The 21,646-nt window shown below is 67.0% G+C and carries 21 protein-coding genes, 2 pseudogenes and 1 riboswitch; of the genes and pseudogenes, 11 read left to right on the forward strand and 12 right to left on the reverse strand.

What is annotated here, in order from left to right; all coding sequences use genetic code 11:
- A pseudogene (locus tag IPV08_RS23070) lies at positions 1–243 on the reverse strand (hypothetical protein); the annotation flags it as partial.
- A 142-nt stretch (positions 244–385) separates the two neighbouring features.
- Positions 386–492: riboswitch (TPP riboswitch) on the forward strand.
- Positions 493–577: 85 nt separating this feature from the next.
- On the opposite strand from IPV08_RS23070, the gene thiC reads away from it, so the two are divergent.
- The gene (gene thiC / locus IPV08_RS23075) at positions 578–2,485 is read left to right on the forward strand and encodes a phosphomethylpyrimidine synthase ThiC (RefSeq protein ID WP_207414031.1); all 1,908 of its coding nucleotides are present in this window, start codon (positions 578–580) and stop codon (positions 2,483–2,485) included.
- Positions 2,486–2,537: 52 nt separating this feature from the next.
- Here thiC and IPV08_RS23080 read toward each other — a convergent pair whose 3' ends face one another.
- The 3 genes from IPV08_RS23080 to IPV08_RS23090 form a co-directional block, all read right to left on the reverse strand.
- Positions 2,538–3,803 (reverse strand): D-amino acid dehydrogenase, encoded by a 1,266-nt coding sequence (locus IPV08_RS23080; protein WP_207414032.1) that lies wholly within the window; start codon positions 3,801–3,803, stop codon positions 2,538–2,540.
- A gap of 367 nt (positions 3,804–4,170) precedes the next feature.
- Positions 4,171–4,560 (reverse strand): tautomerase family protein, encoded by a 390-nt coding sequence (locus IPV08_RS23085; protein WP_056141108.1) that lies wholly within the window; start codon positions 4,558–4,560, stop codon positions 4,171–4,173.
- 68 nt (positions 4,561–4,628) lie between these two features.
- Entirely contained in the window at positions 4,629–5,978 is a 1,350-nt protein-coding gene (locus IPV08_RS23090; RefSeq protein WP_207414034.1) for an aspartate aminotransferase family protein, read from the reverse strand.
- A gap of 173 nt (positions 5,979–6,151) precedes the next feature.
- On the opposite strand from IPV08_RS23090, the gene IPV08_RS23095 reads away from it, so the two are divergent.
- The 4 genes from IPV08_RS23095 to IPV08_RS23110 all read left to right on the forward strand — a co-directional run bounded on the left by IPV08_RS23095 (position 6,152) and on the right by IPV08_RS23110 (position 9,989).
- On the forward strand, positions 6,152–7,558 hold the full coding sequence (locus IPV08_RS23095) for a PLP-dependent aminotransferase family protein (RefSeq protein WP_207414036.1): 1,407 nt from the start codon (positions 6,152–6,154) through the stop codon (positions 7,556–7,558).
- A 59-nt stretch (positions 7,559–7,617) separates the two neighbouring features.
- The gene (locus tag IPV08_RS23100; protein ID WP_056422142.1) at positions 7,618–8,034 is read left to right on the forward strand and encodes an HIT domain-containing protein; all 417 of its coding nucleotides are present in this window, start codon (positions 7,618–7,620) and stop codon (positions 8,032–8,034) included.
- On the forward strand, positions 8,034–8,939 hold the full coding sequence (gene nudC, locus IPV08_RS23105; protein WP_207414038.1) for an NAD(+) diphosphatase: 906 nt from the start codon (positions 8,034–8,036) through the stop codon (positions 8,937–8,939). The genes IPV08_RS23100 and nudC overlap by 1 nt, the downstream gene beginning before the upstream one ends.
- A gap of 189 nt (positions 8,940–9,128) precedes the next feature.
- On the forward strand, positions 9,129–9,989 hold the full coding sequence (locus tag IPV08_RS23110; RefSeq protein WP_207414040.1) for an outer membrane beta-barrel protein: 861 nt from the start codon (positions 9,129–9,131) through the stop codon (positions 9,987–9,989).
- A gap of 48 nt (positions 9,990–10,037) precedes the next feature.
- Here IPV08_RS23110 and IPV08_RS23115 read toward each other — a convergent pair whose 3' ends face one another.
- The 3 genes from IPV08_RS23115 to IPV08_RS23125 all read right to left on the reverse strand — a co-directional run bounded on the left by IPV08_RS23115 (position 10,038) and on the right by IPV08_RS23125 (position 12,815).
- A complete protein-coding gene (locus IPV08_RS23115; protein ID WP_207414042.1) occupies positions 10,038–10,550 on the reverse strand; it encodes an ureidoglycolate lyase in 513 nt (170 codons plus the stop codon).
- Positions 10,550–11,386, reverse strand: coding sequence for a bifunctional allantoicase/(S)-ureidoglycine aminohydrolase (locus IPV08_RS23120; RefSeq protein WP_207414044.1), 837 nt, complete (start codon positions 11,384–11,386; stop codon positions 10,550–10,552). The genes IPV08_RS23115 and IPV08_RS23120 overlap by 1 nt, the downstream gene beginning before the upstream one ends.
- 127 nt (positions 11,387–11,513) lie before the next feature.
- Positions 11,514–12,815 (reverse strand): dicarboxylate/amino acid:cation symporter, encoded by a 1,302-nt coding sequence (locus tag IPV08_RS23125; protein WP_207414045.1) that lies wholly within the window; start codon positions 12,813–12,815, stop codon positions 11,514–11,516.
- Between the two features lie 214 nt (positions 12,816–13,029).
- Here IPV08_RS23125 and IPV08_RS23130 point away from each other — a divergent pair, with 214 nt between their 5' ends.
- Together IPV08_RS23130 and IPV08_RS23135 are read left to right on the forward strand one after the other, a co-directional pair.
- Positions 13,030–13,929, forward strand: coding sequence for a LysR family transcriptional regulator (locus IPV08_RS23130; protein ID WP_207414047.1), 900 nt, complete (start codon positions 13,030–13,032; stop codon positions 13,927–13,929).
- A 465-nt stretch (positions 13,930–14,394) separates the two neighbouring features.
- Entirely contained in the window at positions 14,395–14,667 is a 273-nt protein-coding gene (locus tag IPV08_RS23135) for a hypothetical protein (protein WP_156467623.1), read from the forward strand.
- 19 nt (positions 14,668–14,686) lie between these two features.
- Here the strand turns inward: IPV08_RS23135 and IPV08_RS23140 are convergent, their stop codons facing one another.
- Positions 14,687–14,926: a hypothetical protein gene (locus IPV08_RS23140; RefSeq protein WP_207414049.1), complete on the reverse strand. Its 240-nt coding sequence runs from the start codon at positions 14,924–14,926 to the stop codon at positions 14,687–14,689.
- Positions 14,927–15,274: 348 nt separating this feature from the next.
- On the opposite strand from IPV08_RS23140, the gene IPV08_RS23145 reads away from it, so the two are divergent.
- From IPV08_RS23145 to IPV08_RS23155, 3 genes are all read left to right on the forward strand, one after another.
- Complete coding sequence (locus IPV08_RS23145) at positions 15,275–17,368, forward strand: M48 family metalloprotease (protein ID WP_207414069.1); 2,094 nt, start codon at positions 15,275–15,277, stop codon at positions 17,366–17,368.
- Entirely contained in the window at positions 17,368–17,874 is a 507-nt protein-coding gene (locus IPV08_RS23150) for a hypothetical protein (protein WP_207414051.1), read from the forward strand. Before IPV08_RS23145 ends, IPV08_RS23150 begins: the two co-directional genes overlap by 1 nt.
- A 307-nt stretch (positions 17,875–18,181) precedes the next feature.
- The gene (locus IPV08_RS23155) at positions 18,182–18,823 is read left to right on the forward strand and encodes a hypothetical protein (protein ID WP_207414053.1); all 642 of its coding nucleotides are present in this window, start codon (positions 18,182–18,184) and stop codon (positions 18,821–18,823) included.
- 5 nt (positions 18,824–18,828) lie between these two features.
- Here IPV08_RS23155 and IPV08_RS23160 read toward each other — a convergent pair whose 3' ends face one another.
- Together IPV08_RS23160 and IPV08_RS23165 are read right to left on the reverse strand one after the other, a co-directional pair.
- Complete coding sequence (locus tag IPV08_RS23160; RefSeq protein ID WP_207414055.1) at positions 18,829–18,993, reverse strand: hypothetical protein; 165 nt, start codon at positions 18,991–18,993, stop codon at positions 18,829–18,831.
- Between the two features lie 17 nt (positions 18,994–19,010).
- Positions 19,011–20,150, reverse strand: coding sequence for an HPP family protein (locus tag IPV08_RS23165; RefSeq protein WP_207414057.1), 1,140 nt, complete (start codon positions 20,148–20,150; stop codon positions 19,011–19,013).
- 375 nt (positions 20,151–20,525) lie between these two features.
- Here IPV08_RS23165 and IPV08_RS24825 point away from each other — a divergent pair.
- Positions 20,526–20,777: pseudogene (locus IPV08_RS24825) on the forward strand (transposase); the annotation flags it as partial.
- A 110-nt stretch (positions 20,778–20,887) separates the two neighbouring features.
- Here IPV08_RS24825 and IPV08_RS23175 read toward each other — a convergent pair.
- Together IPV08_RS23175 and IPV08_RS23180 are read right to left on the reverse strand one after the other, a co-directional pair.
- Complete coding sequence (locus IPV08_RS23175; RefSeq protein WP_207414059.1) at positions 20,888–21,193, reverse strand: hypothetical protein; 306 nt, start codon at positions 21,191–21,193, stop codon at positions 20,888–20,890.
- On the reverse strand, positions 21,190–21,546 hold the full coding sequence (locus tag IPV08_RS23180) for a hypothetical protein (RefSeq protein WP_207414061.1): 357 nt from the start codon (positions 21,544–21,546) through the stop codon (positions 21,190–21,192). The genes IPV08_RS23175 and IPV08_RS23180 overlap by 4 nt, the downstream gene beginning before the upstream one ends.
- Positions 21,547–21,646 lie beyond the last annotated feature (100 nt).

Genomic DNA, 21,646 nt, shown 5'->3' on the forward strand with positions numbered 1-21,646 from the left:
GCCACCGCCACCACCCCAGCCGCCTCCGCGAGCGTCAGCGGTTGTCGGAACGAACGCGACCGCGCCGAGCAATGCGGCGGATGCGAGAATGAGTTTGTTCATGGAACGCCAGCCTGATTGTCTTTTGGAATTGATCACTGACAACGCGCCGTCAGCAGGGAAGGCTCCATTATGGGAGGGCCTTTGACGGACTGAAATATGCCGCACCGAAAATGGACTGTGCTTGCGGATGAAATCGAACACTACCGTCGCGGAGAGCTTAACGGCCCGACCCGAACGATCCGCGATCGGCGCGACGTCATCGTTGCCGTGGTGTGAGTCCTTGCATTCGACTGGGGATGTCGGCTCCGGCGATTGACAAAGGCGCGGCGAACGCAGACTTTCGAATCGTTCCGAGGGGGGCCCCGTTCAGGGGGCTGAGATAGGGCCGCAGCCCTGACCCTTGAACCTGATCCGGCTCATACCGGCGGAGGGACGGGAACTACGCTTGGGTTGTCTGCTCCAAACGAGCGGGTGCCCGTCGTCCTTACGTACCGTTGCGAACCGGATCGCCTCCCACGCCAGGAGCGAATCCGATATGAACGCACCCGTCCTTTCCAAAGACCTTTCCGGACAAGAACCCGCCAAGGGGCAGCCGCAAGCGGTGACCACCGGCCCGATCATGGGCTCGCGCAAGGTCTATGCGAGCGTGGCTGGCCGTGACGACATCCGGGTGCCGTTCCGCGAGGTCACGTTGAGTGATCCGAAGGAGGCGCCGGTGCGGGTCTACGATCCGTCTGGCCCCTATACCGAGACCGATGCCCGGATCGACCTGAATGCCGGCCTGCCCCTGCTGCGCGACCCGTGGATCGCCAAGCGCGGCTACGCCACGATCACGCCGCGCGCGGTCAAGCCCGAGGACAACGGCTTCGTGCCGGAGGACAAGCTCGTCGCCCCCTGTCCGGCGACGCGCCAGATCCGCAAGGCCGGCCCCGGCCAGATGGTGACGCAGTACGAGTTCGCCAAAGCCGGGATCATCACCGAGGAGATGATCTACGTCGCCCACCGCGAAAACCTCGCCCGCGAGACGATGCTGGAAGGCGCGCAGACCGCGCTGGCCGACGGCAACAGCTTCGGTGCCTCGCTCCCCGCTTTCATCACCCCCGAATTCGTGCGCGACGAGGTGGCGCGCGGCCGCGCCATCATCCCGGCCAACATCAACCACCCCGAGGTGGAGCCGATGGCGATCGGCCGCAACTTCCTCGTCAAGATCAACGCCAATATCGGCAATTCGGCCGTGACTTCGTCGGCAGCGGAAGAGGTGGAGAAACTGGTCTGGGCGACCCGCTGGGGCGCCGACACGGTGATGGACCTCTCCACTGGTCGAAACATCCACAACATCCGCTCGTGGATCGTGCGCAACTCGCCCGTGCCCATCGGCACCGTGCCGATCTACCAGGCGCTGGAGAAGGTCGGTGGCGATCCGCTGAAGCTCGACTGGGAGGTCTTCAAGGATACCCTCATCGAGCAGGCCGAGCAGGGCATCGATTACTTCACCATCCATGCGGGCGTCCGCCTGGCCCATGTGCCGCTCACCGCGCGCCGGGTCACCGGCATTGTCAGCCGAGGCGGCTCGATCATGGCGCGCTGGTGCCTCGCCGGTCACCGGGAATCGTTCCTCTACGAGCGGTTCGACGAGATCTGCGACATCATGAGGGCCTACGACGTCTCGTTCTCGCTGGGCGACGGCCTGCGCCCTGGCTCCATCGCGGATGCCAACGACGCGGCGCAGTTTGCGGAACTCGAGACCCTCGGCGAGCTGACGAAGATCGCCTGGGACAAGGGCTGCCAGACCATGATCGAGGGCCCCGGCCACGTGCCGATGCACAAGATCAAGGTGAACATGGAAAAGCAGCTGGAGGAGTGCGGCGAGGCGCCGTTCTACACCCTCGGCCCGCTGACCACCGATATCGCACCGGGCTACGACCACATCACGTCGGGCATCGGCGCCGCCATGATCGGCTGGTTTGGCTGCGCCATGCTCTGCTACGTCACCCCGAAGGAGCATCTCGGCCTGCCCAACCGCGACGACGTCAAGGAAGGCGTCATCACCTACAAGATCGCGGCCCATGCCGCCGATCTCGCCAAGGGCCATCCGGCGGCGCAGCTGCGCGACGACGCCCTGTCACGCGCCCGGTTCGACTTCCGCTGGGAGGACCAGTTCAACCTGTCGCTCGATCCCGACACGGCGCGCGCCTACCACGACGAGACCCTGCCGAAGGACGCCCACAAGGTTGCGCATTTCTGCTCGATGTGCGGCCCCAAATTCTGCTCGATGAAGATCACGCAGGATCTGCGCGCCGAGGTGCTGGCGATGGAGGCGGCAGGTCAGGTGTTGGGCGAGGCGACGCCCATGAGCCAGGCCGAACGCGAGGCGGGAATGGCGGCCAAATCCGCCGAGTTCCAGGCCGAGGGCGGCAAGCTCTACGTCGACGCGGCCGAATAGGCCGCCTCGCCTCACCCTCTCGCGCCCGGCGCGAGAGGGCATTACCCCGTTGTCAGGCTCCGCGTGCGTAGCGGCTGACGGCGAGGTCCGGGGTGGCGATGTCCGGCGTGCGGCCGGAGATGAGGTCCGCCAGCACCCGGCCCGAGCCGCAGGCCATGGTCCAGCCCAGGGTGCCGTGGCCGGTATTGGTGTAGAGGTTCGACAGGCGCGTTCCGCCGACGATGGGCGTGCCGTCCGGCGTCATCGGCCGCAGGCCGGTCCAGAATTTCGCCTGGGCGAGATCGCCGCCCGCCGGGAACAGGTCGCCGACGGAGCGGACCAGGGTCTCCCGGCGCGGTCCGCGCAGGACCGCGCTGAAACCGGCGAGCTCGGCGGTGCCGCCGACCCGGATGCGGTCGCCGAGCCGGGTGATCGCGACCTTGTAGGTCTCGTCCATCACTGTCGAGACCGGGGCGGCGTCGATATTGGTGACCGGCAGGGTGAGGGAATACCCCTTCACCGGATAGATCGGCAGTTCGATGCCGAAAGGCCGGAGCAAAGCCGGGGTGTAGCTGCCCATGGCCGCCACATAGGCGTCAGCGGTCAGGACCTCGCCTGCTGCCGTCGCCACGCCGCTGATCCGGTCACCCTCGCTGCGCAGGCCGGTGATGGCCGTGCCGTAGCGGAAGACCACACCGAGGTCTTCGCAGAGTGCGGCGAGGCGTTGCGTGAACAGATGCGCGTCGCCGGTCTCGTCGCCGGGGAGCCGCAGGCCACCGACGAAGGTCCCGGCCACCCGCGCCAGGGCCGGCTCGGCCATGATGCAACCGGCGGGGTCCAGCACCGCGTAGGGAACGCCATAGGCGTCGAGGACGCGGGTGTCGTCCCCGACATGATCGAGCTGCTTCTGCGTCCGGAACAGCTGGAGCGTGCCCTGCTCGCGGTGATCGTAGGCGATGCCGGTCTCGGCGCGCAGGTCGCGCAGCACGTCGCGGCTGTATTCGGCCAGACGCACCATCCGGCCCTTGTTGCGCTGGTAGGCTTCCTCCGTGCAATTCGCCAGCATCCGGGCGAGCCAGCCGTAAAAACGCGGCTCGAAGCTCGGCCAAACCACGAGGGGCCGGTGGCGCATCATCAGCCACTTCATCGCCTTGAGGGGAATGCCGGGCGCCGCCCAGGGTGCCGAATATCCCGGCGAGACCTGGCCGGCATTGGCGAAACTCGTCTCGAGCCCCGCCGCCGGCTGGCGCTCCAGCACGGTGACCCGATGGCCGGCTTTGGCCAGGTAATAGGCCGAAGTGACGCCGACGACACCGCCACCGAGGATCAGGACATGCATGGTCGGCGTTCCGTAGAGGGTCGGGGTTAGGGTCCGGAATGAGCTTGGCACCCCGAGCGGGCTCGCATGGGCGGGCCAATACGTCACCTTGCTCAGTCCCTATGGCGTGTCGCAGGTTTCAGGCCGCAGAAGCGGCGACCCTCGTTGCGAAACCCGCCCAGGGCCTGTTCGATCGGGTTTTCCAGCGGATGCTTGTGCCAGAGCAGATCATCCCAGCAGACCACCTCATCCTGAGGCGCCCTTTGCTTGAGCAAAGGGCCTCGAAGGAGCCCTCCAGTCGTCTCCCGATCCCTGGAAGCCTCCTTCGAGGCCGCTACGCGGCACCTCAGGATGAGGTTAAGCTCTAGAATAAGAACTCAAACGGTTGTCAGAGCTCGCCGGTGAGGAACTGCGCCCGGCCGTGGCCGAAGGACCAATCCTCGTCGGTGTTCTCCACCGTCGAGACCATGACGTCGGCCGGGGCGATGCCGCAGGCGGCTTCGAGCTTCTCGGTCAGCAGCTTGTAGAACAGCTGCTTCTTCTCTTTGCCGCGCGGCCGGGTGATCATCTGGACCACCACAACGTCCTTGGTGCGCGGGATGTCGAGCCCGGTATCCTCGACGATCATCCGCGAGGGCTTGTGCTCGGTGACGATCTGGTAGCGGTCGCCCGGCGGAACGTTGAACGCCTCCAGCATCGCCTCGTGCGCGGCGTCGAGGAGCGTCTTCAGTTCGGAATCGGTGCGGCCTTCCAGGATATCGAAGCGCATCAGGGGCATGTCGGTTCAACCTTTGAAGAGAATGGAACGGGTCACGGGCCGTCTATCGGGAGTGCGCCGGCCGCCGGTCAGGCTTCGGCGCGGATGAGACCGCGCAGCATCTCGATCATGCCGGTGATCTCGGCTTGGGTCGAGATGAAGGGCGGGCCCATGGCGATGGTGTCGCCGGTGAAGCGCAGGAGGATGCCTTCGCGCAGGCCGCGCTCGAAGATCCGCAGAGCGCGCGCGCCGGGCTGGCCCGGTGTCGGTTCGAGATCGACGGCCGCCGTCAGGCCGAAATTGCGGATGTCCTTGATGCCCGGTTCGTCGCGCAGCGTGTGGACGGCCCCCTCGAGGATCGGCTCCAACTCGCGCACGCGGGCGAAGAGATCGCCCTCCTCCATCAGGTCGAGGGAGGCATGGGCGACGGCCGCCGCCAGGGGATGGCCCGAATAGGTGTAGCCGTGGAACAGTTCCACCGCCGCGGCGGGCCCGGTCATGAACGTGTCGTAGATCTCCTTCCGCACGATGACGCCGCCCATCGGCACGATGCCGTTGGTGATGCCCTTGGCGAAGGTGATCATGTCGGGGATCACACCGAGGCGGTCAGCGCCGAAGGGCGCCCCGAGGCGGCCGAAACCGGTGATCACCTCGTCGAAGACCAGCAGGATGCCGTGCCGCGTGCAGATTTCGCGCAGGCGCTGAAGGTAGCCCAGCGGCGGCACGATGACGCCGGCCGAGCCCTGCAGCGGCTCGACGATGACGCAGGCGATCGTGCCCGCATCGTGCAGCGCCACCATCCGTTCGAGGTCGTCGGCGAAATGCGCGCCCCAGGTCGGCTGGCCCTTGGAGAAGGCCATCTCGGCATAATCGTGGGTATGGCGCAGGTGGTCGACGCCCTGGATCATGGCGGTGGCGAACATCTTGCGGTTGGCCACCATGCCGCCCACCGACATGCCGCCGAAGCCGACGCCGTGATAGCCCTTCTCGCGGCCGATCATGCGGAAGCGGCCGGCCTCGCCGCGCAGGCGATGATAGCCGAGAGCGATCTTCAGAGCGGTATCGACGGCCTCCGAGCCGGAATTTGTGAAGAACACCCGGTCGAGCCCGTCCGGGGCCATGTCGGCGATACGCTCGGCCAGCCGTAGCGTCACCGGGTTGGTCATCTGGAAGGCGGTGCAGTAATCGAGGGTCTCGGCCTGCCGGCGCAGGGCCTCGACGATCCGCGGCTGGGCGTGGCCGAGGGGGCAGCACCACAGGCCCGACAGGCTGTCGAACAGCTCGCGCCCCTCGGCCGTCCGGTAATAGGCGCCCTTCGCCGAGGTGATGATGCGCGGCGTCGGGTCGGCCTTCACGTGGCGATTGGGCGTGAACGGCATCCAGTACGGCTCGACATTGAGCTGCCGGTTCGCCGCCTGGTCGATGATCGCATGATCCATGTGTCTCTCCGCCGATCCGCGATGCAAGATCCCGACCCTCGCCGCGCTGCGTTATCGCCCGGCCCTGGCTCACCGACTATCGACAGTTGGCGGGTTGGCACGCGCAGCTGTATCTGTTCACCCACCCATACAGTCGGATCGCCGAGACCGGCCTCGCCCGTGGATGACGGCCCATGATCAGCCTCGACCCCGCCAGCACCGCCCCCCTCGTCGCCCAACTGGTGGAGGCCGTCTCCGAACGCATCCGCAGCGGGAGCGTGGCGCCGGGCGCCCGCCTGCCCTCGGTGCGCAAGCTGGCCGTTCAGTGCGGCGTGAGCACGCTCACCGTCTCGAACGCCTATAACCGGCTGGTAGCGGACGGCCTGCTCGAAGCTCGACGCGCGAGCGGATACTTCGTCTCGGCCCGGCTGCTCGATCGCAAAGCCGCCGTCCCCCGGCGGAAGCCGGTACAGATCTCGGTGGATTCCGGCTGGCTGCTCCAGCGGGTCTACGAGGAGGACGCCTTCACCGTCAAAGCCGGCTGCGGCTGGCTGCCCGACAGCCACCTGTTCGCCGACGGGATCAAGCAGGCCCTGGCTGCCCTGTCGCGGCGCCCCGACCGGCTGGTCTCGCGCTATGGGCATCCCCTCGGCCACGCACCCTTGCGCCGGGCGATCCAGCTGCTCCTCGCCCAGCGCAACATCGAGTGCGAGCCGGACCAGATCCTGCTGACGCATGGGGCGAGCCAGGCCCTCGACCTGACCATGCGGACCTTCCTGCAGCCGGGCGACGTCGCCTTCGTGGACGATCCTGGCTATTGCAACCTCTACCCCTCGCTCCATGCGATGGGGGTGACCATCGTCGGCGTCGAGCGGACCCTCCAGGGGCCGTCGATCCCCGCGCTCCAGGCACTGGCGGAGCGGCACAAGCCGAAGCTGTTCTTCACCAATACGAGCTTCCACAACCCCACCGGGACGTCCTGCTCGCCGGCCACCGCCTACCAGATCCTCCGCATCGCTGAGAAACACGACTTCCAAATCGTCGAGGACGACATCTATGCGAGCTTCGTCGAGGAGACGGCGCCCAGCATCGCCAGCCTCGACCAGCTCGTGCGCGTCATCCACATCAGCAGCTTCTCGAAGACCATCTCGCCCGCCCTGAGGGTCGGCTATCTCGCCTGCAACCCCGAGAATGCGCAGCGGCTCCTGCGCATGAAGATGGCGGCGAGCCTGACGAGCTCGGAAATCTCCGAGAGCATCGTCCACTCGATCCTGACGGAAGGCCAGTACCGCCTCCACATCGCGCGGCTCCGCGAAAAGCTCGCCGCCGAGCAGAAGATTGTGGCCGAGGCCCTGCTCTCGGTGGGCCTGTCGCTGTTTCACCGCCCCGCCAACGGGCTCTTCCTCTGGGCCGGCTTCGGCGGCGATCCGGACACGGCCGGCCTCGCGCAAAGGGCCGCCGCGAAGGGCATCATGCTCGCCCCCGGACACCTGTTCCGCGCCGATCAGGAGCCGACCCCGTGGCTGCGCTTCAACGTGGCGCATGCCAACGCGCCGGCCCTGTTCCGCTTCCTCGACACCGAGCGGCCCGCGCCCGCGTGACTTACGAGGCCGAACCGGCGAGAACTCCGCATTCCCAACGCATCCCAGCTTGAGCGGCGATGACAAACGATTTCACCCTCGACCCGCGCCTCGTCGCCGACACCGTGCCGGTGGGCGACCTCGCCTTGTGCAGTGTCCTGCTGATGGACGACGCCCGGTTTCCCTGGCTGATCCTGGTGCCGCGCCGGGCGGGTGCCAGCGAACTCACCGACCTGTCGGCGGAGGATGCGCGCGACCTCATGGACGAGATCCGGATCGCCACCGGCGTGATGCTGGCCCTCGCCAAGCCCGACAAGGTCAACGTCGCGGCCTTGGGCAACGTCGTACCGCAGCTCCATGTCCATGTGATCGGGCGTTTCCTGTCCGATCCGGCCTGGCCCTCGCCGGTCTGGGGCGTAGGCACGCGCCAGTCCTATCCGCACCACGCCCGCGCCCAGATGATCGAGCGCATCGGCGCCCTGTTCGCGGCCGCCTGATGAGCGCGCGCCTCGACCAACTCGGCTATGCGGAAAGCCGGCTCGTCCGCCATTCGGCCGAGAGCAGCGACCTCGTGCCGAAGCCGGACGCGCCGGATGCACGGATCGTGCTCGTGGCGGGGGACCGCATCGTCCTTGCCGGCGATACGGCGCTCCTCCCCTCTAGGCAGGCGGCGAGTGCCTGCCACGCCGATCTCACGCTGTTCCTCGGCCGCCTCGATGGGGCTCCGGTCTTCGCCTGCGCGGTCTCACCGGAGGCCGCCGACGGGTACGAGTCTGATCCCGGCTTCCGCACCACCGACCTGCGCAGCCTCGCCGCCGAGAACGCGGTGGCGCCGCACGAACTCGGCCTCCTTGCCACGGCGAAATCCATCCTGGCCTGGCATGCTCGCCACGGCTTCTGCGCCAATTGCGGAACGGCCACTCGTTTCGCCGCCGGCGGTTTTCGCCGTGAATGCCCGAGTTGCGAGACCCACCACTTCCCCCGTGTCGATCCCGTGGTGATCATGCTGATCCGCCGTGGAGAAACCTGTCTGCTCGGCCGCTCGCCGCGCTTCAAGGAGGGGATGTATTCCTGCCTCGCCGGCTTCCTGGAGCCCGGCGAGACCATCGAGGACGCGGTCCGCCGCGAGACCCTCGAAGAGGCGGGGCTGAGGATCGGCGCGGTGACCTACCACGCCTCGCAGCCTTGGCCGTTCCCGTCGTCGCTGATGATCGGCTGCGCGGCGGAAGCCCTGGACGAAGCGATCACCATCGATCCGGCAGAACTCGCGGACGCCCGCTGGTTCACCCGCAACGAGGTGGCGGCGATGATCGGCGGGACCCATGGCGAGGGCCTGACCGTGCCGCCGCCCATGGCGATCGCGCATCTGCTCATGCGCGCCTTCGTCGAGGAGCAGCTTTAATAGGCTGTGGAAAACGGTCGACAGACTCACGGCAGTGGCATTTTTGTACCTCCCTGAGGAGGAGTTAGCCACGTCGCGGCATGGTTAAAAATTTCGGACGATCGGTCCGAAATTGTGTCTTCCCGGCACTATCCCAGGATTGCTCCGTTGATTCACGTCGCTGCCGTCAATGGAGGCGGCGAGGGGACGATGGCGAAGATTGTATTGGGTGTCGGCGCGATGATCGGGCTGATGACCGGAACCGTGGCTGCGGCGGACCTGCCCCGCCGTTCCGCACCGCCGCCCGTCTTCGTGCCTGTCCCAGCTTTCAGCTGGACCGGCTTCTATGCGGGTGTGCAGGCCGGATACGGCTTCACCGAGCGGCAGACCGTCCGCACGGCGGCGACCTCGGTGAATGGCAGCAACGCCGATCTCTTCATCGAGCGCGCCGGCATCGCCTCCCTGTCCTCCCGGCAGGAAGGCTTCGTGGCCGGCGGTCAGGCCGGGTACAATTACCAGTTCACCCCCGGCGCGGGCCTCGTCCTCGGCATCGAGACCGACATTGCCTATACCGACCTGGACGAGACTAAGCGCAGGTCGCGCGGCATCTTCGGGTCGGGCAGCGATTCGGCCGTGGTGACCACCACGCGTCAGAGCCTCGATTTCCTCGGCACCGTGCGCGGCCGGCTCGGTTACGCGTTCGATCGCGTCCTGGTCTACGGCACCGGCGGTCTCGCCTACGGCAACGTGAACTACCAGAGCGCGTCGAGCTTGCAGCTGGGGGGAGCTCCGACCCTCGCCCTCTTCGCCGGCGGGATCGACCGTCTCGAGACGGGCTTCGCCTATGGCGGGGGCATCGAATACGCCCTGCCGACCGAGAGTTTCCTCAACGTCTTCCGCTCCTCCGCGGTGACGCTGAAAGTGGAATACCTGCATTACGATCTCGGCAAGCGCAGCGTCCCGCTGACGGGCTCCAGCGGACTCGCCCAGTCCCTCGTGGAGGCGACCTCGCGCTTCCGGTCGGAGGGAAGCGTCGTCCGGGTCGGGCTGAACTACAAGTTCGGCTCCTGAGCCATCGGGACATCCGGCTCGCGATGCCCTCCGGGGCATCGCGGCGGCTTATCCCTCCGACATTGTCGGCAGAGCGACCGTCCAAGGCTCGTCGAGCCGAACCTCTTCCAGGTTGGTGCCCGTCCCGCCGCGATCGATCACCAGGAACTCCTGGGGCGCACCGAAGGGGGTCAGCACGCCGTGCCACGTGCCGATAGCGTAGCAAACCCCCTGGCCCGGCGCCGTGACGAAGGCCTGTGGTGGTCCGGGCCGCCCGTCCTCGTCGGGGCACACGACGACGAGGAACGGCGCGTCGTTCAGCGGCACGAAGGCCTGCGCGCCGAGGGGATGGCGCTCGATGAGACCGACCCTCAGCGGCAGGGGATAGGGCTCGGCTTCGACGAGGCCGATCACCACGCGCGCGTCCTCGCCGAGGGTACGGACCTCCGCCAGATCGTGGAAGCGGCGCGCCATGCCGGCATTCATGGGGCGCGGATCAACAGTCGCCCTGTCGATGATCGTCCCGAACGGGGCGAAGGCTTGGGGGGTGAGTGGACGCGCGACGATGTGGCGGGCGCTCATCACCCGATCCTGCGTGGCGTCAGGGCCGGGTGGCGGTTGACGTCCTTGTAGAGCAGATAGCGGAAAGGGCCGGGGCCGCCCGCGTAACAGGCCTGGGGGCAGAAGGCGCGCAGCCACATGAAATCGCCGGCCTCCACTTCGACCCAGTCGCGGTTGAGCCGGTAAACCGCCTTGCCTTCGAGCACGAAGAGCCCGTGCTCCATCACGTGGGTTTCCTCGAAGGGAATCGAAGCACCGGGCTGAAGCGTGACGATGTTGACGTGCATGTCGTGGCGCACGTCGTCGGGAGAGACGAAGCGGGTCGTGGCCCAAACGCCGTTCGTGCCGGTCATGCCGAGCGGTTCGATCTCCGAGTCGTGGCGGATGAAGGCCGGCGGGATGTCGATGCCCAATACGTGCTCGTAGGCCTTGCGGATCCAGTGGAAGCGGGTCGGCTCGTCGCCCTGGTTGCGCAACGTCCAGGCGGCGCCCGGAGGAAGATAGGCATAGCTGCCGGGGCGGAGGGCATGCGTGGCCCCCTCCAGGACGAGGCTGGCATGACCGCCGACCACGAACAGCACGCCCTCGGCGCGGTCGTCGAGTTCCGGGCGCTCGCTGCCGCCGCCGGGCGCGACCTCCATCAGGTACTGAGCGAAAGTTTCGGAAAAGCCGGAGAGCGGGCGGGACAGGATCCAGGCGCGGGTGTCGTCCCAGAACGGCAGCACGCTGGTGACGATATCACTCATCACGCCTTTCGGGATGACCGCATAGGCTTCCGTGAATACGGCCCGGCCGGTCATCAGCGCGGTCTGGGGCGGCAGTCCACCGCAGGGCGGGTTATAGGAAGAGGCGGTCACGGGCTCGTCTCCAACAATTCATGCGACTCGTTCGAGCCGTTAACGTCGCGGGCCCAGCGCGGATCGTGCCAGGGCGGACCTGGATTGGCCTGTTCCGACCTGGGCGCGCCGGATGTCGCCCCGGAGCTTACGCCTTGGCGAGGGGGCTATCGAGCACCGCCGCCGTGTCGGTGGCGACCTCTCCGTTCAGGACGCGATGGGCCTGAGCCCGATCGATATCGCCCTCCCAGGCGGCGATGACCACCGTCGCCACGCAATTGCCGATGAGGTTGCCGAGCGCCCGGGCGATGCCGACGAACCAGTCGATGGACAGTACCAGCACCAGCCCGATCACCGGGATTTCCGGCACCGCCGACAGGGTCGCCGCCAGGACGACGATGGCCGATCCGGGGACGCCGTGCGCGCCCTTGGAGGTCAGGAGGGCGATGCCGAGGATCAGCATCAGGTGTCCGAAGGACAGGGGCGTGTTGGTGGCCTGCGCGATGAAGACGGTGGCGAGGGTGAGGTAGAGGGAGAAGGCGTCGAGGTTGAACGAGTAGCCCGTGGGGATGACCAGGCCGACGGTGGAATCGCGGATGCCGAGCCGTTCGAGCTTGCGCATGATCTGCGGCAGCACGCTGTCGGAGGAGGCCGTGCCCGCCACCACCATGAGTTCCTCGCGCAGATAGGCCAGGAGCTTCAGGATGCTGAAGCCGGCCGCGCGCAGGATCGCGCCGAGCACGACGAAGACGAAGAAGGCGACGCCCAAATAGAACAGGGCCACCAGCATCCCGAGTTGCCGCAGGGAGCCGATGCCGTACTTGCCGACGGTGAAGGCGACGGCGCCGAGGACGCCGAGGGGGGCCAGCCGCACGATGAAGCCGATGATCTTGAACAGGACGGCGGTGATCCGCTCGATGCTCTGCGCCAGGGGCTGCCCGTGCTCGCCGAGTAACGCCAATCCCGAACCGAACAGGATCGCGATGATGAGGACCTGGAGGATGTCGCCCTTGGCGAAGGCATCGACGATCGTGGTCGGGATGATCTTCATCAGGAAGTCGACAGTGCCTGTCACCTGCCCGACCCGGTCGGTGTAGCTGGCGATGGCCTTGGCATCGAGGGTGGAGGGATCGATGTTCATGCCGGCCCCCGGCGCGAACACGTAGGCGAGGACGATGCCGAGCACGAGGGCCAGGGTCGTGACCGCCTCGAAATAGATCAGCGCCTTGAGACCGACCCGGCCGACCTTGCGCAGGTCCCCCGCCCCGACGATGCCGTGCACGACGACACCGAAGACCAGGGGCGCGATCGCCATCTTGATCAACTTGATGAACCCGTCGCCGAGGGGCTTCAGGGCGACGGCGAAATCCGGCCATACGATGCCGAGGACGATCCCGAGGACGAGGGCCGCGACCACCTGACCGAACAGGGACGCAAAAAAGCGCCGCATGCGAACCTCCAACCGTTGCTTCAGGCCGTTCGTCGCTCCGCGTGCCCGGCCCCGGTGCATCGGAAGATTCACTGACAGGAGGTGGGACGTCCTGCGGAGTCATGCAGGAATTACATGTCCTCTCCAATCGCCGAGCGCAGCATTGTTCGACCCGAGGCAGCCGTCAAATATATCTTTCATCGCCATTAAGAGGCTCAGGGTATGAATGGCGGTCATGGAACTTCGCCACCTCCGCTACTTCGTGGCCGTCGCAGAAAAGCTCAGCTTTACAGCGGCGGCGGATGCTCTCGGCGTGGCGCAGCCGCCGCTGAGCCAGCAGATCCGCGATCTCGAAACCGAGATCGGAACCCGACTGCTCGAGCGGACGACGCGCCGCGTGTCGCTCACGCAGGCGGGCCAGGATTTTCTGGTTCGCGCGAAAGCCATTCTCCACAGCGCGCAGGACGCCACCGAGCGGGCGCATGCCATCGGCTGCGGCAGCGTCGGTGTGCTCAATGTCGGCCTGACGGGCTCGATGCTCGCCGGACCGCTCGGCGGACTGATCTATAAGTTTCAGGAAACCTTCGTCGGAGTCGACATCCAGATCCATGAGATGTCGCCTGACAAGCAGATCGCCGCGCTGAAATCGGGGCAGACCGACATCAACTTCCTGCGAACTCCGCCGCAGGACCCGGACCTCACGAGCGAATTGGCCTGGAGCGAGGGTATCAACGTCGTCCTGCCCAAAGGCCACAGCATCACCACCGAATCGGTGACGTTGAGCTGTCTGAAGGACGAGAAGTTCGTCTTCCTGCGTTTGCGGGATTCGCTCTTTGCCAGGCACATCCTGCAATGCTGCATCGGCGCCGGTTTCTACCCGACGATCTCGCAGCAGGCGGTGGAAGCCGCCTCGCTCACCAGCCTCGTGGCGGCGGGATTCGGTGTCGCCCTGATCCCGGAATTCGTGGCGAAGCTCGCCCATGCGAACGTCACCTACCGGCCCGTCGTCTCGCCGATCCTGTCGGCGGATGTCCACGCCCTCTATCATCTGCGGTCGGGGCCGATGGCCCGGAATTTCCTGGCTCTGATGCGCAGCGACGCGGAGCGTCTGGCCGCCGAATTACGGCAGGGATGACGCCTCGATCGGCCGCCGACCGGTGTTCAACATTGGCTAACCAATCGGGCCCACCCTGGCTGCCATGTCGAAACAAACCGTCAAAACCGCACGATGCGCACTCTGGCTGGCTTCGCTGGCCCTCTGTTGCGTCTGCGCCTTCCAGCTCATGAAGATCCCGAAGACCGCGCCTCAGCCGGGCAATCACGCCACGCTCAGGGGCGAGCCCGAGACGACGGGATCGATTGAGACGCGGCCTGTGAAGATTTGCCGCCCCACTGTCTGTTAATGACTTCTCACCGATCGGAGGGCGTGAGCACCATTCATTAACCACGGCATCGCAGTGTCGGGGCAACCCAACTTGCAGGTACCCGAGTGTTCCAGGCCCGTTCGATCGGCATCGAAGATTTTAACGACGATTGCCCTGTCTCAGGCGATCAGCTTGGGAAGATATACCGCGCTCACGCGGACGCAATCCCCGATTTGGTGGCGGGCATTCCCGAGAGGACCCGGGCGCGCCTCGCCGCCTTCCTCTATGGCCGGAGCCATACCCGTGAACTCGCGACGCAGGTCGCGGCATCCTGCCAAGCAACCACCCTGCGACAGGTCGCCGGCGACCTCGGCGACGCGATCCACCGGCAATCCCGACAGGGCTACACGCCTCCCACCTACGGCGACGGACACCGTGTGTCGAAGAAGGGCGTCAGCCTTGCGGGGTCGGGTGCAGCATTGGGAATGACGGCCAGTCCCCGTTTCTGACCCAGCTGAGCCGGCGCGGCTAATCCATGCCGCGCGCGGCACGCCATGCCGCCAAGGCGCTCTCACGGGCGTCGTAGAGATGCCGGAGGCGACTTCCCCCCTCGCCCCGGCCCGCGCGCTGAGCCGCCATCTCGTCGATCCTGTCGGAGCCGAACACGCTTGCCAATTCGGCGATCCACTCAGCATCCGCGGCGATGAGATCGGCCTCTGTGGAGGCGAGCGCCGGGGTGGAGAAACCTGGGAAGACGTCGAGATTCATCCGCCTCCTTACGGAGCGGCACATAATGAAGTTTCATACCTCATCCCAGGGGCCACCCTGGCGCTTCCGCAGCGTTCCTGCTCCGGGACTCCTTGCGAATGCTGATGGAGCAACCCGTCCCGGACACGATCCATGCCGCCCTCCACATCGAGATGCCAGAGTCGCCCGGATCGTGTCCGCAGCCTGACGGGTGATTTTTCCTAGGAAGTGGCCTATCTGCATGCCCTTTTGCGCTAGAACGCATCCTGGGAGGCAGGCATCGCCGACGCAACGATCACGCGCGCCCCGTCACGGCTACGCTCTCTCGCCGGCCTCGTGGCCGCCACCGTCCTGCTGCCCCTGGCCATCATGCTCCTCGGCCTCTGGGAACAGGAGCGCGCCGCCGCCGATTGGGCCGAACTCGATGCCGAACGCCTGCAGCTGATACGGGTCGTCGAAGACCTTGAGGCGCGCCAGCCACAGGACGGCCGCATCGATTTCCGCATGCAGTTCCGCCGCAACGGCCAAGTCTATGGCGGCCCCCTCGCCCTGGTTCAGGCCCGCGCGGCCCGCGACGAGGCCACCACCCTGACCATGCTGATGGATTGGCGCAGGAGCCTGCCGCCGTTCGTTGTCGCGGCCGGTGCCATCGCGGCCGCTCTGTCGATCCTCGTCCTGCTCGCCGGCGCCGTCCTGGGATGGATGGGCCGGGGCTCGCGGGACGTGCTGGTCGTCGGCTTCTCCCTGGTGCGACGACTCTTGCCTCCCATCCTCGCGGTCCAGGTCCTCCTCACCGCCGGAGGGGTCGTTGTCGCCGTGATCGTCGAGGCCGGTATGCTCGCCCGACCCGGCCTCGGCAGCGGAGAGATCAAGCTGCTGCTGGTCGCCGCCGTAGCTATCGGCGCCGTGCTCATCACGGCCGGTGCGACCGTCCTCAGCCTGCGCCGGGCCCTCGCCGCGTTCGAACCCGACCCGCTGCCGATCCTCGGCCGGACCGTCTCGCCGGCCGAGGCGCCAGGCCTGTGGCGGCTCACCGAAGGGCTCGCCGAACGGCTCGGAGCGCTCAAGCCCGAGGCCGTGGTGGTCGGCCTCACCGGAGGATTCTTCGTCAGCGCCGGGCCGGCCGTGGTGGAGCCGGGCGGTGAGCGGCTGACGGGCCGCATCCTCTATCTCCCGCTGCCCTATCTCGCCCTGATGCGCGGCGACGAGGTGGCGGCGATCATCGGCCACGAACTCGCCCATTACGCCGGGGGCGACACCGCCTACAGCCAGCGCTTCCTGCCAATCTATGCCGGGGTCGGGCGCTCCCTCGACGCGGTGGCTGAGGGGCATGCCGGATCCTTCGGGCTGCTGACCCCGTCCTTACGCCTCGGCGCCTTTGTGATGGAGCGGTTCCACCTCGCCGTGCGGCACTGGAGCCGGGCGCGGGAATTCGCCGCCGACGCCGCCGGCGCCGGGCCGACTTCGGCGGATGCCGCCGCGCGGGCGCTGCTCCGCACCGGCGCGGTTCAGCCGCGCATCGCCGAAATTCTCGATGTCACCGCCGAGAAACCCGGATCGGCCCCCGCCGATCTCGTCGCCGCCATCCTCGACCACGTGATCGCGCGCGGCCTCGACGACCCGGCCGCGCATCTGGAGGCCGAGCAGCCCCACCCCACCGACACCCATCCGCCGACCCGCGAGCGCATCGCCGCCCTCGGCAGGACGCTGGATGCCGAACTCTTGGCCGCGTCTGCCATCGTGCCGCCGCCGCACGCGCTGGGCCAGCTCGCCGCCTATTTCGCCGACCCCACCGGCCTGTGCCGGGCGGCCACGGCGGATTTCCGCGGGGCGGTGGAAGAGCATGACGCGGCCGTGCGGGCGCATCTCGAAGCGGCGGCGGCGGCGATCGACACCGAAGAGCGGATCCTGCGCGAGAACAGCCGGCCCGGCGCCATCGTCCTCGCGGTCACCGGCCTGCTCTTCGCCACTTTCGCTCTCGCTCTGGTGACCCTCGGCTTCCCGGGATTGTCGGCCTGGGAGGCGCGCCTCGTGGCGGCGGTCTCCCTTGCCTGCGGGGCTATGCTTGGGGGCTTTGGCCTGTTCAGGCTGTGGCGGGGCGAGCGGACCACGATGATCCTGCGGCCCGAAGCGCTGGTGATCCCCGGCCTGGACCGGCCCATCCCCTGGGACGACATGGCCGATTTCGACATGACGCTACAGCAGACGGGAATCGTCACGCGCCTGTTGCTGCCGCCGGAGGCGCTCTTTCCGCAGAGGGTGCCGGGGGGCCGGAAGATCCGCCTCGACCCCAAGCGCCGCATCGTCACGATCAGGGCCGGTCTTCCGCGAAAGATGACGCTGGAGGACTTCGCCGACCTGATCGGCCGCTACCGGCACGCGGCCGAGGCGCGCCGCATCCTCGCGGAGGCCGGCTCGCCCCCGGCCCCTCCCATACACGATGCCAGACGAGGCTCGCTTTGATGACTGCCCCTGCGAAAAGCCCGGCCTCTTTGCGCCTTCCCCCTCCGAGTCAGGGCTGGGGCAATATCTTCTGGACGCTGTTCGGCCTCGTGGCGTTGGCGGGTCTTCTGGCCGCCTGCCTCGTCTACACGGCGCCGCCGCTGCTCTCGGATTGGCAGGTCCGCGAGACGGCCCATCCCGTCGCCGACGCGCGGGTGACGGACGGCAAGTGCAGCGCCAAGATCGTGCTCCATATCTGCGACGCGACGCTGAACCTGCGCACCTCGACCGGAGCCGTCGCGCGCCGGGTGAACTACGTGTTCAGTGGCTTTCATGTGGGCGATTACAGCATCCGGGTGATGGCCGATCCGGCCCGGCCCGACCTCGTCACCACCGATCTCGGCCTAGACCGGTTGTGGAATCGCACCCTGACTTTCCTGGCGATCACCGGTGCCATCGCGGCGATCATCGTGCTGGCGATCGCCGGAATGGTCCGCAACCGGCGGGCGGCCTCGGGGGGCCTTTGACGGCGGGACCGGTCGCGCGAGCCAGGATTTCGGTCGGACGCGACCCCGTTTCCCACCGCCACGCGGCGGGCCTTCGGCGTGTTTCGTCGTCGCGACGGATGGCGCCACGTACAAGGATGCGGCAGCGACCCGGGCGCGGGAAAACGCGTGATCCGGCAAGCTCTTGAGCCACCCTGAGCGTGACGCGACCATGGCGGATCGGCGCGGCGTTGCGCCGATCATGGCAAACCGCGCCGCGTTCCGGTCACACAGGTGGGCCACGGACCTCACGCCCCCATCGCCCCCGCTTTCCGAACCGAGGTTCCGCATGGACCAAAGCCTGCGCCAACGTTTCGACGGAGTCTGGACACGGGCGGTGGGAGGGGCCGGCGCGGAGGCCGCATGGCGGGCGCTCGATGCCGGCTACGGCGAGGCGGCGCGGCATTATCATGGCTGGCCCCATGTCGAGGCTCTGCTCGCGGGGCACGATGCCGTGCGCGGGCTGCCCGACGTTTCGGGGCTCGACGGCGACGCCATCGATCTCGCCATCTACTTCCACGACGCCGTCTACGATCCGGCCCGCTCCGACAACGAGGCGCGGAGCGCCGACCTGCTCGTCACCTGCTCGGGGTCCGGCCTCGGCCGGGACTGCATTCGCTCGGCCGTCGCGATGATCCGGGCGACCGCCGCGCATGGACCCAGCGAGGATCCGGAAACGCGGTTGATGCTCGATCTCGACCTCGCGGTGCTCGGCGCTCCGCGGACGATCTACGACGCCTATGCGGCGGCGGTCCGGCGGGAATACGCGATGGTCCCCGACGCGGCCTGGAGGATCGGGCGCGCGGGCGTGCTCGATCGGTTTCTCGACCGGCCCCGTCTCTACCAGACCGGGCATTTCCACGACCGCCTGGAAAGTGCCGCCCGTGCCAACCTCGCCGACGAGGCGGCGGCGCTTCGGGCCAAAGGGTAACGCTTTCAGGCGCGGCCGAGAAGCCGGTGGACCTGCCATGTGATCATCATGCTCGACGCCATCAGGATCACGTAGAGGAGGTGGAGAAGAAGCGGCGTGTCGTGCATCGGCCCGAACCCGTGCTGGTACGGTGAGGGGGAAACACCCTCCCGACGCAACAACCGGGCCATGCTCTCCGACCCACGGATCACGCCGCGTGCGGCGTGGGCACTGCGAAGGCCTTGTTCGAGACCAGGCGCGTGAGGACCGCGACGAGGTCGGTCTGGGTGACGATGCCGAGGATGCTGCGGTCCTCGGCCGTGACCACCACCGCATGCGTGCGCCCGTTGCTCAGCGGCTCGACCAGCGAGAGCACCGGCTCGTCCGCCATGGCGGTCCTGGCCTCGGACATGACCTGCGCGATGGCCCCGTCGCCCCGCAAGGCCAGCTCGCGCAGGCCCAGCGTACCGGCGAGCCGGCCCGCGCCGTCGACCACGGGCAGGGTCCGGATGTTGTGCTTGAGCAGCAAGTCGCGCGCCTTCGCGACGGAATCGTTCACGCCGATCGTGACCACGTCCCGCGACATGACCGTGCCGCAGTCGAGCTCCCCATGGGCGCGGGCCATGGCCTGGCTCTCGACCTCGCGGAGCAACCGATCCAGGTCGGTCCGGTCGATGTCGAGGGTTTCGTTCAAGGACTCGAGCGCCGCGTCGACGTCGCGGGCATTGAAGCCGACGCGGAGCGGAGCGGGCAGATCGGCCGTTCCATGGACGTTGACGGGCGCCGCCTGTGGAACATGCGGATATTGCCGCCCCGACAGCCGATGGAAGGCGATGCCGAGGCCGACCAGGATGAGGGAGTTCAGGCAGACGGGGACGAAGGGAAACAGGAAGCCGGACGACGCGATGGCCGGCCCGCCGATGAGCGCCGTCAGGGCGGCGGCACCGCCCGGCGGATGCAGGCAGCGCGTGAACGACATCGCCGCGATGGCGAGCGAGACGCCGACGCCGATGGCCAGCACGGGGTTGGGGATGAAATAGGCCGCCGTGACACCGATCAGGGCCGAGATCGTGTTGCCGCCGATGATCGGCCAGGGCTGGGCGAGCGGGCTCGCCGGCACGGCGAAGAGGAGCACCGCGGTCGCTCCCATCGGGGCGACGATCAGGGGAATGTGCGGCCCCTCGCCGACGATCCAGCCGCTGACGAGGCCGGTGAGCGCGATGCCCAGGAGAGCACCGAGGCAGGCGATGAGACGCTCGCGCAGCGTCGCCCCCGCCAGGATCGGCCGAAACAGGCGAGATCCGAGCAGGTCGCCGAGACGACGTCCAGGACCGGCAATGTTGGACATCCTCTCGTTCTCCCCCCGTGCGACCACCCGCCCCGCCGATCACCGCCGCCAACGCAGGCTCACGGCTCTGGTATACCAGGCGGAGTTTTACAGGCCGCGTCGAGATTTGCAATCTCGATAGGCATTCTGCCTGCTGGTGAGGCAGATCGGGGGGCTGATGCGGAGTGCGATGCGCTTTCGGTCTGGAGAGGCTTACAATTTCGGCCTCTCTCCTCCCTGCGGACGCCGAAGACCGTCACATCGATCACTGTCATGTGATCGCGGATGCGGGTCTTCCGGGTAGGCGGGCACCTTTGCGGCCTTATGAAGCAAACGCACCAAGGTGATGGCGAATGCGATCGCTTGCGATGGCTGAATGACTAGGTCTGCGCGAGTACGTTCCTCACCAAGCGTGAGGCCGAGGGCGTCGCCCTGACCGAACAGCACGTCGCCAAGGGCTCCAAAGTCTATGCGGACGAAGCGGCCCACTGGGTCGAGCTAGAGGCCAAGTTCCCCGACGCTGGCCGCATCAACCACTCCGAGGCTTACTCGGCTGACGGTGCCAACACGAACCAAGCCGAGAGCTTCTTCGCCCGCCTGCGCCGCACGGTTTCGGGCCAGCACCACTTCATCACCGCCCGCTACCTTCACCGGTACGGCCTTATGGAGCAAATACACCAAGTCGATGGCGAATGCCGTCGCATGCAATGATATTAAAATCTTAAACGATGGCAGGCAGCTGCGCACCAATTGGAGGCTCACTGCGCCGGCCGATGGCGTCCAAAAAGCAGGTGGCCGATCCAACCTATAACCCAACCAAAAACGTAGAGGACGAGGATCGTTATAGCGAACAGAATGCAAATGACGACGATATCGGGCAGGCGGTCGAGAATGGGGAGGATTTCCATTTCTAATGCCGCTGCGTGCGCGAACATAAAGGGCAACTGCGCGATGACGTAGGCACCCTTAGGATCGCCACTTATGGAGGCTGCATAGACCCATATGGCAACCGAGAGTGCCATGTAGACAGCGACCAGAGCCGCCCCGGTTTTGCTCGCTCTCATGCTTCCGAGACCATGCTATCGCCCATGGGTTTTGTCGCCGCCGCTATGAGGTCTCGCCGCTTCTGATTGAGCTTCGCGTTGGGAGGCCATGCGGTGATGATCCGCCGTTTGACGGCCAAGACGTAAATGCGCTCGCTCGCAGTCTTGAGACGGACAGAAAAGATGGCCTTGCCCTTTGGCCTTTCGACCAGCCGCAGAGCCCGCCCTTTGGTGATGTCGTTGAGCATGGCGGTGAACTCGCCCGGTGCCATGACGATGCCATAGCGAGCCAAAAGCTGGCGGTGGAAGTGCCAGTGATCGGACGGGATGGACGCGCCTAGCCAGCGCTCGTCAAACGCTTCGTCGCTCACCATCACTCCTCTCGATGACAGGGTCTATTGAGGTCCGGGCTTCTTCGGCAGCGGCGTGAGCCGGAATGCAGCCAGTGTCAGGTCCACCACGGTCACGATGCTA

Origin of the sequence: Methylobacterium sp. SD274 (assembly GCF_017355285.1) — a bacterium.
In the GTDB taxonomy this organism is placed as follows: Bacteria; Pseudomonadota; Alphaproteobacteria; order Rhizobiales; family Beijerinckiaceae; genus Methylobacterium.

Coding starts and splice junctions, on each gene's coding strand:
- IPV08_RS23175 (WP_207414059.1), bottom strand. CDS start 21,193: ATGAGAGCGAGCAAAACCGGGGCGGCTCTGGTCGCTGTCTACATGGCA.
- IPV08_RS23080 (WP_207414032.1), bottom strand. CDS start 3,803: ATGCATGTCCTGATCCTCGGTGGCGGTGTCGTCGGCGTCACTTCGGCC.
- nudC (WP_207414038.1), top strand. CDS start 8,034: ATGAGCGCGCGCCTCGACCAACTCGGCTATGCGGAAAGCCGGCTCGTC.
- IPV08_RS23180 (WP_207414061.1), bottom strand. CDS start 21,546: ATGGTGAGCGACGAAGCGTTTGACGAGCGCTGGCTAGGCGCGTCCATC.
- IPV08_RS23155 (WP_207414053.1), top strand. CDS start 18,182: ATGGACCAAAGCCTGCGCCAACGTTTCGACGGAGTCTGGACACGGGCG.
- IPV08_RS23165 (WP_207414057.1), bottom strand. CDS start 20,150: ATGTCCAACATTGCCGGTCCTGGACGTCGTCTCGGCGACCTGCTCGGA.
- thiC (WP_207414031.1), top strand. CDS start 578: ATGAACGCACCCGTCCTTTCCAAAGACCTTTCCGGACAAGAACCCGCC.
- IPV08_RS23140 (WP_207414049.1), bottom strand. CDS start 14,926: ATGAATCTCGACGTCTTCCCAGGTTTCTCCACCCCGGCGCTCGCCTCC.
- IPV08_RS23085 (WP_056141108.1), bottom strand. CDS start 4,560: ATGCCCCTGATGCGCTTCGATATCCTGGAAGGCCGCACCGATTCCGAA.
- IPV08_RS23110 (WP_207414040.1), top strand. CDS start 9,129: ATGGCGAAGATTGTATTGGGTGTCGGCGCGATGATCGGGCTGATGACC.
- IPV08_RS23100 (WP_056422142.1), top strand. CDS start 7,618: ATGACAAACGATTTCACCCTCGACCCGCGCCTCGTCGCCGACACCGTG.
- IPV08_RS23145 (WP_207414069.1), top strand. CDS start 15,275: ATGCTCCTCGGCCTCTGGGAACAGGAGCGCGCCGCCGCCGATTGGGCC.
- IPV08_RS23130 (WP_207414047.1), top strand. CDS start 13,030: ATGGAACTTCGCCACCTCCGCTACTTCGTGGCCGTCGCAGAAAAGCTC.
- IPV08_RS23150 (WP_207414051.1), top strand. CDS start 17,368: ATGACTGCCCCTGCGAAAAGCCCGGCCTCTTTGCGCCTTCCCCCTCCG.
- IPV08_RS23095 (WP_207414036.1), top strand. CDS start 6,152: ATGATCAGCCTCGACCCCGCCAGCACCGCCCCCCTCGTCGCCCAACTG.
- IPV08_RS23160 (WP_207414055.1), bottom strand. CDS start 18,993: ATGGCCCGGTTGTTGCGTCGGGAGGGTGTTTCCCCCTCACCGTACCAG.
- IPV08_RS23090 (WP_207414034.1), bottom strand. CDS start 5,978: ATGGATCATGCGATCATCGACCAGGCGGCGAACCGGCAGCTCAATGTC.
- IPV08_RS23125 (WP_207414045.1), bottom strand. CDS start 12,815: ATGCGGCGCTTTTTTGCGTCCCTGTTCGGTCAGGTGGTCGCGGCCCTC.
- IPV08_RS23115 (WP_207414042.1), bottom strand. CDS start 10,550: ATGAGCGCCCGCCACATCGTCGCGCGTCCACTCACCCCCCAAGCCTTC.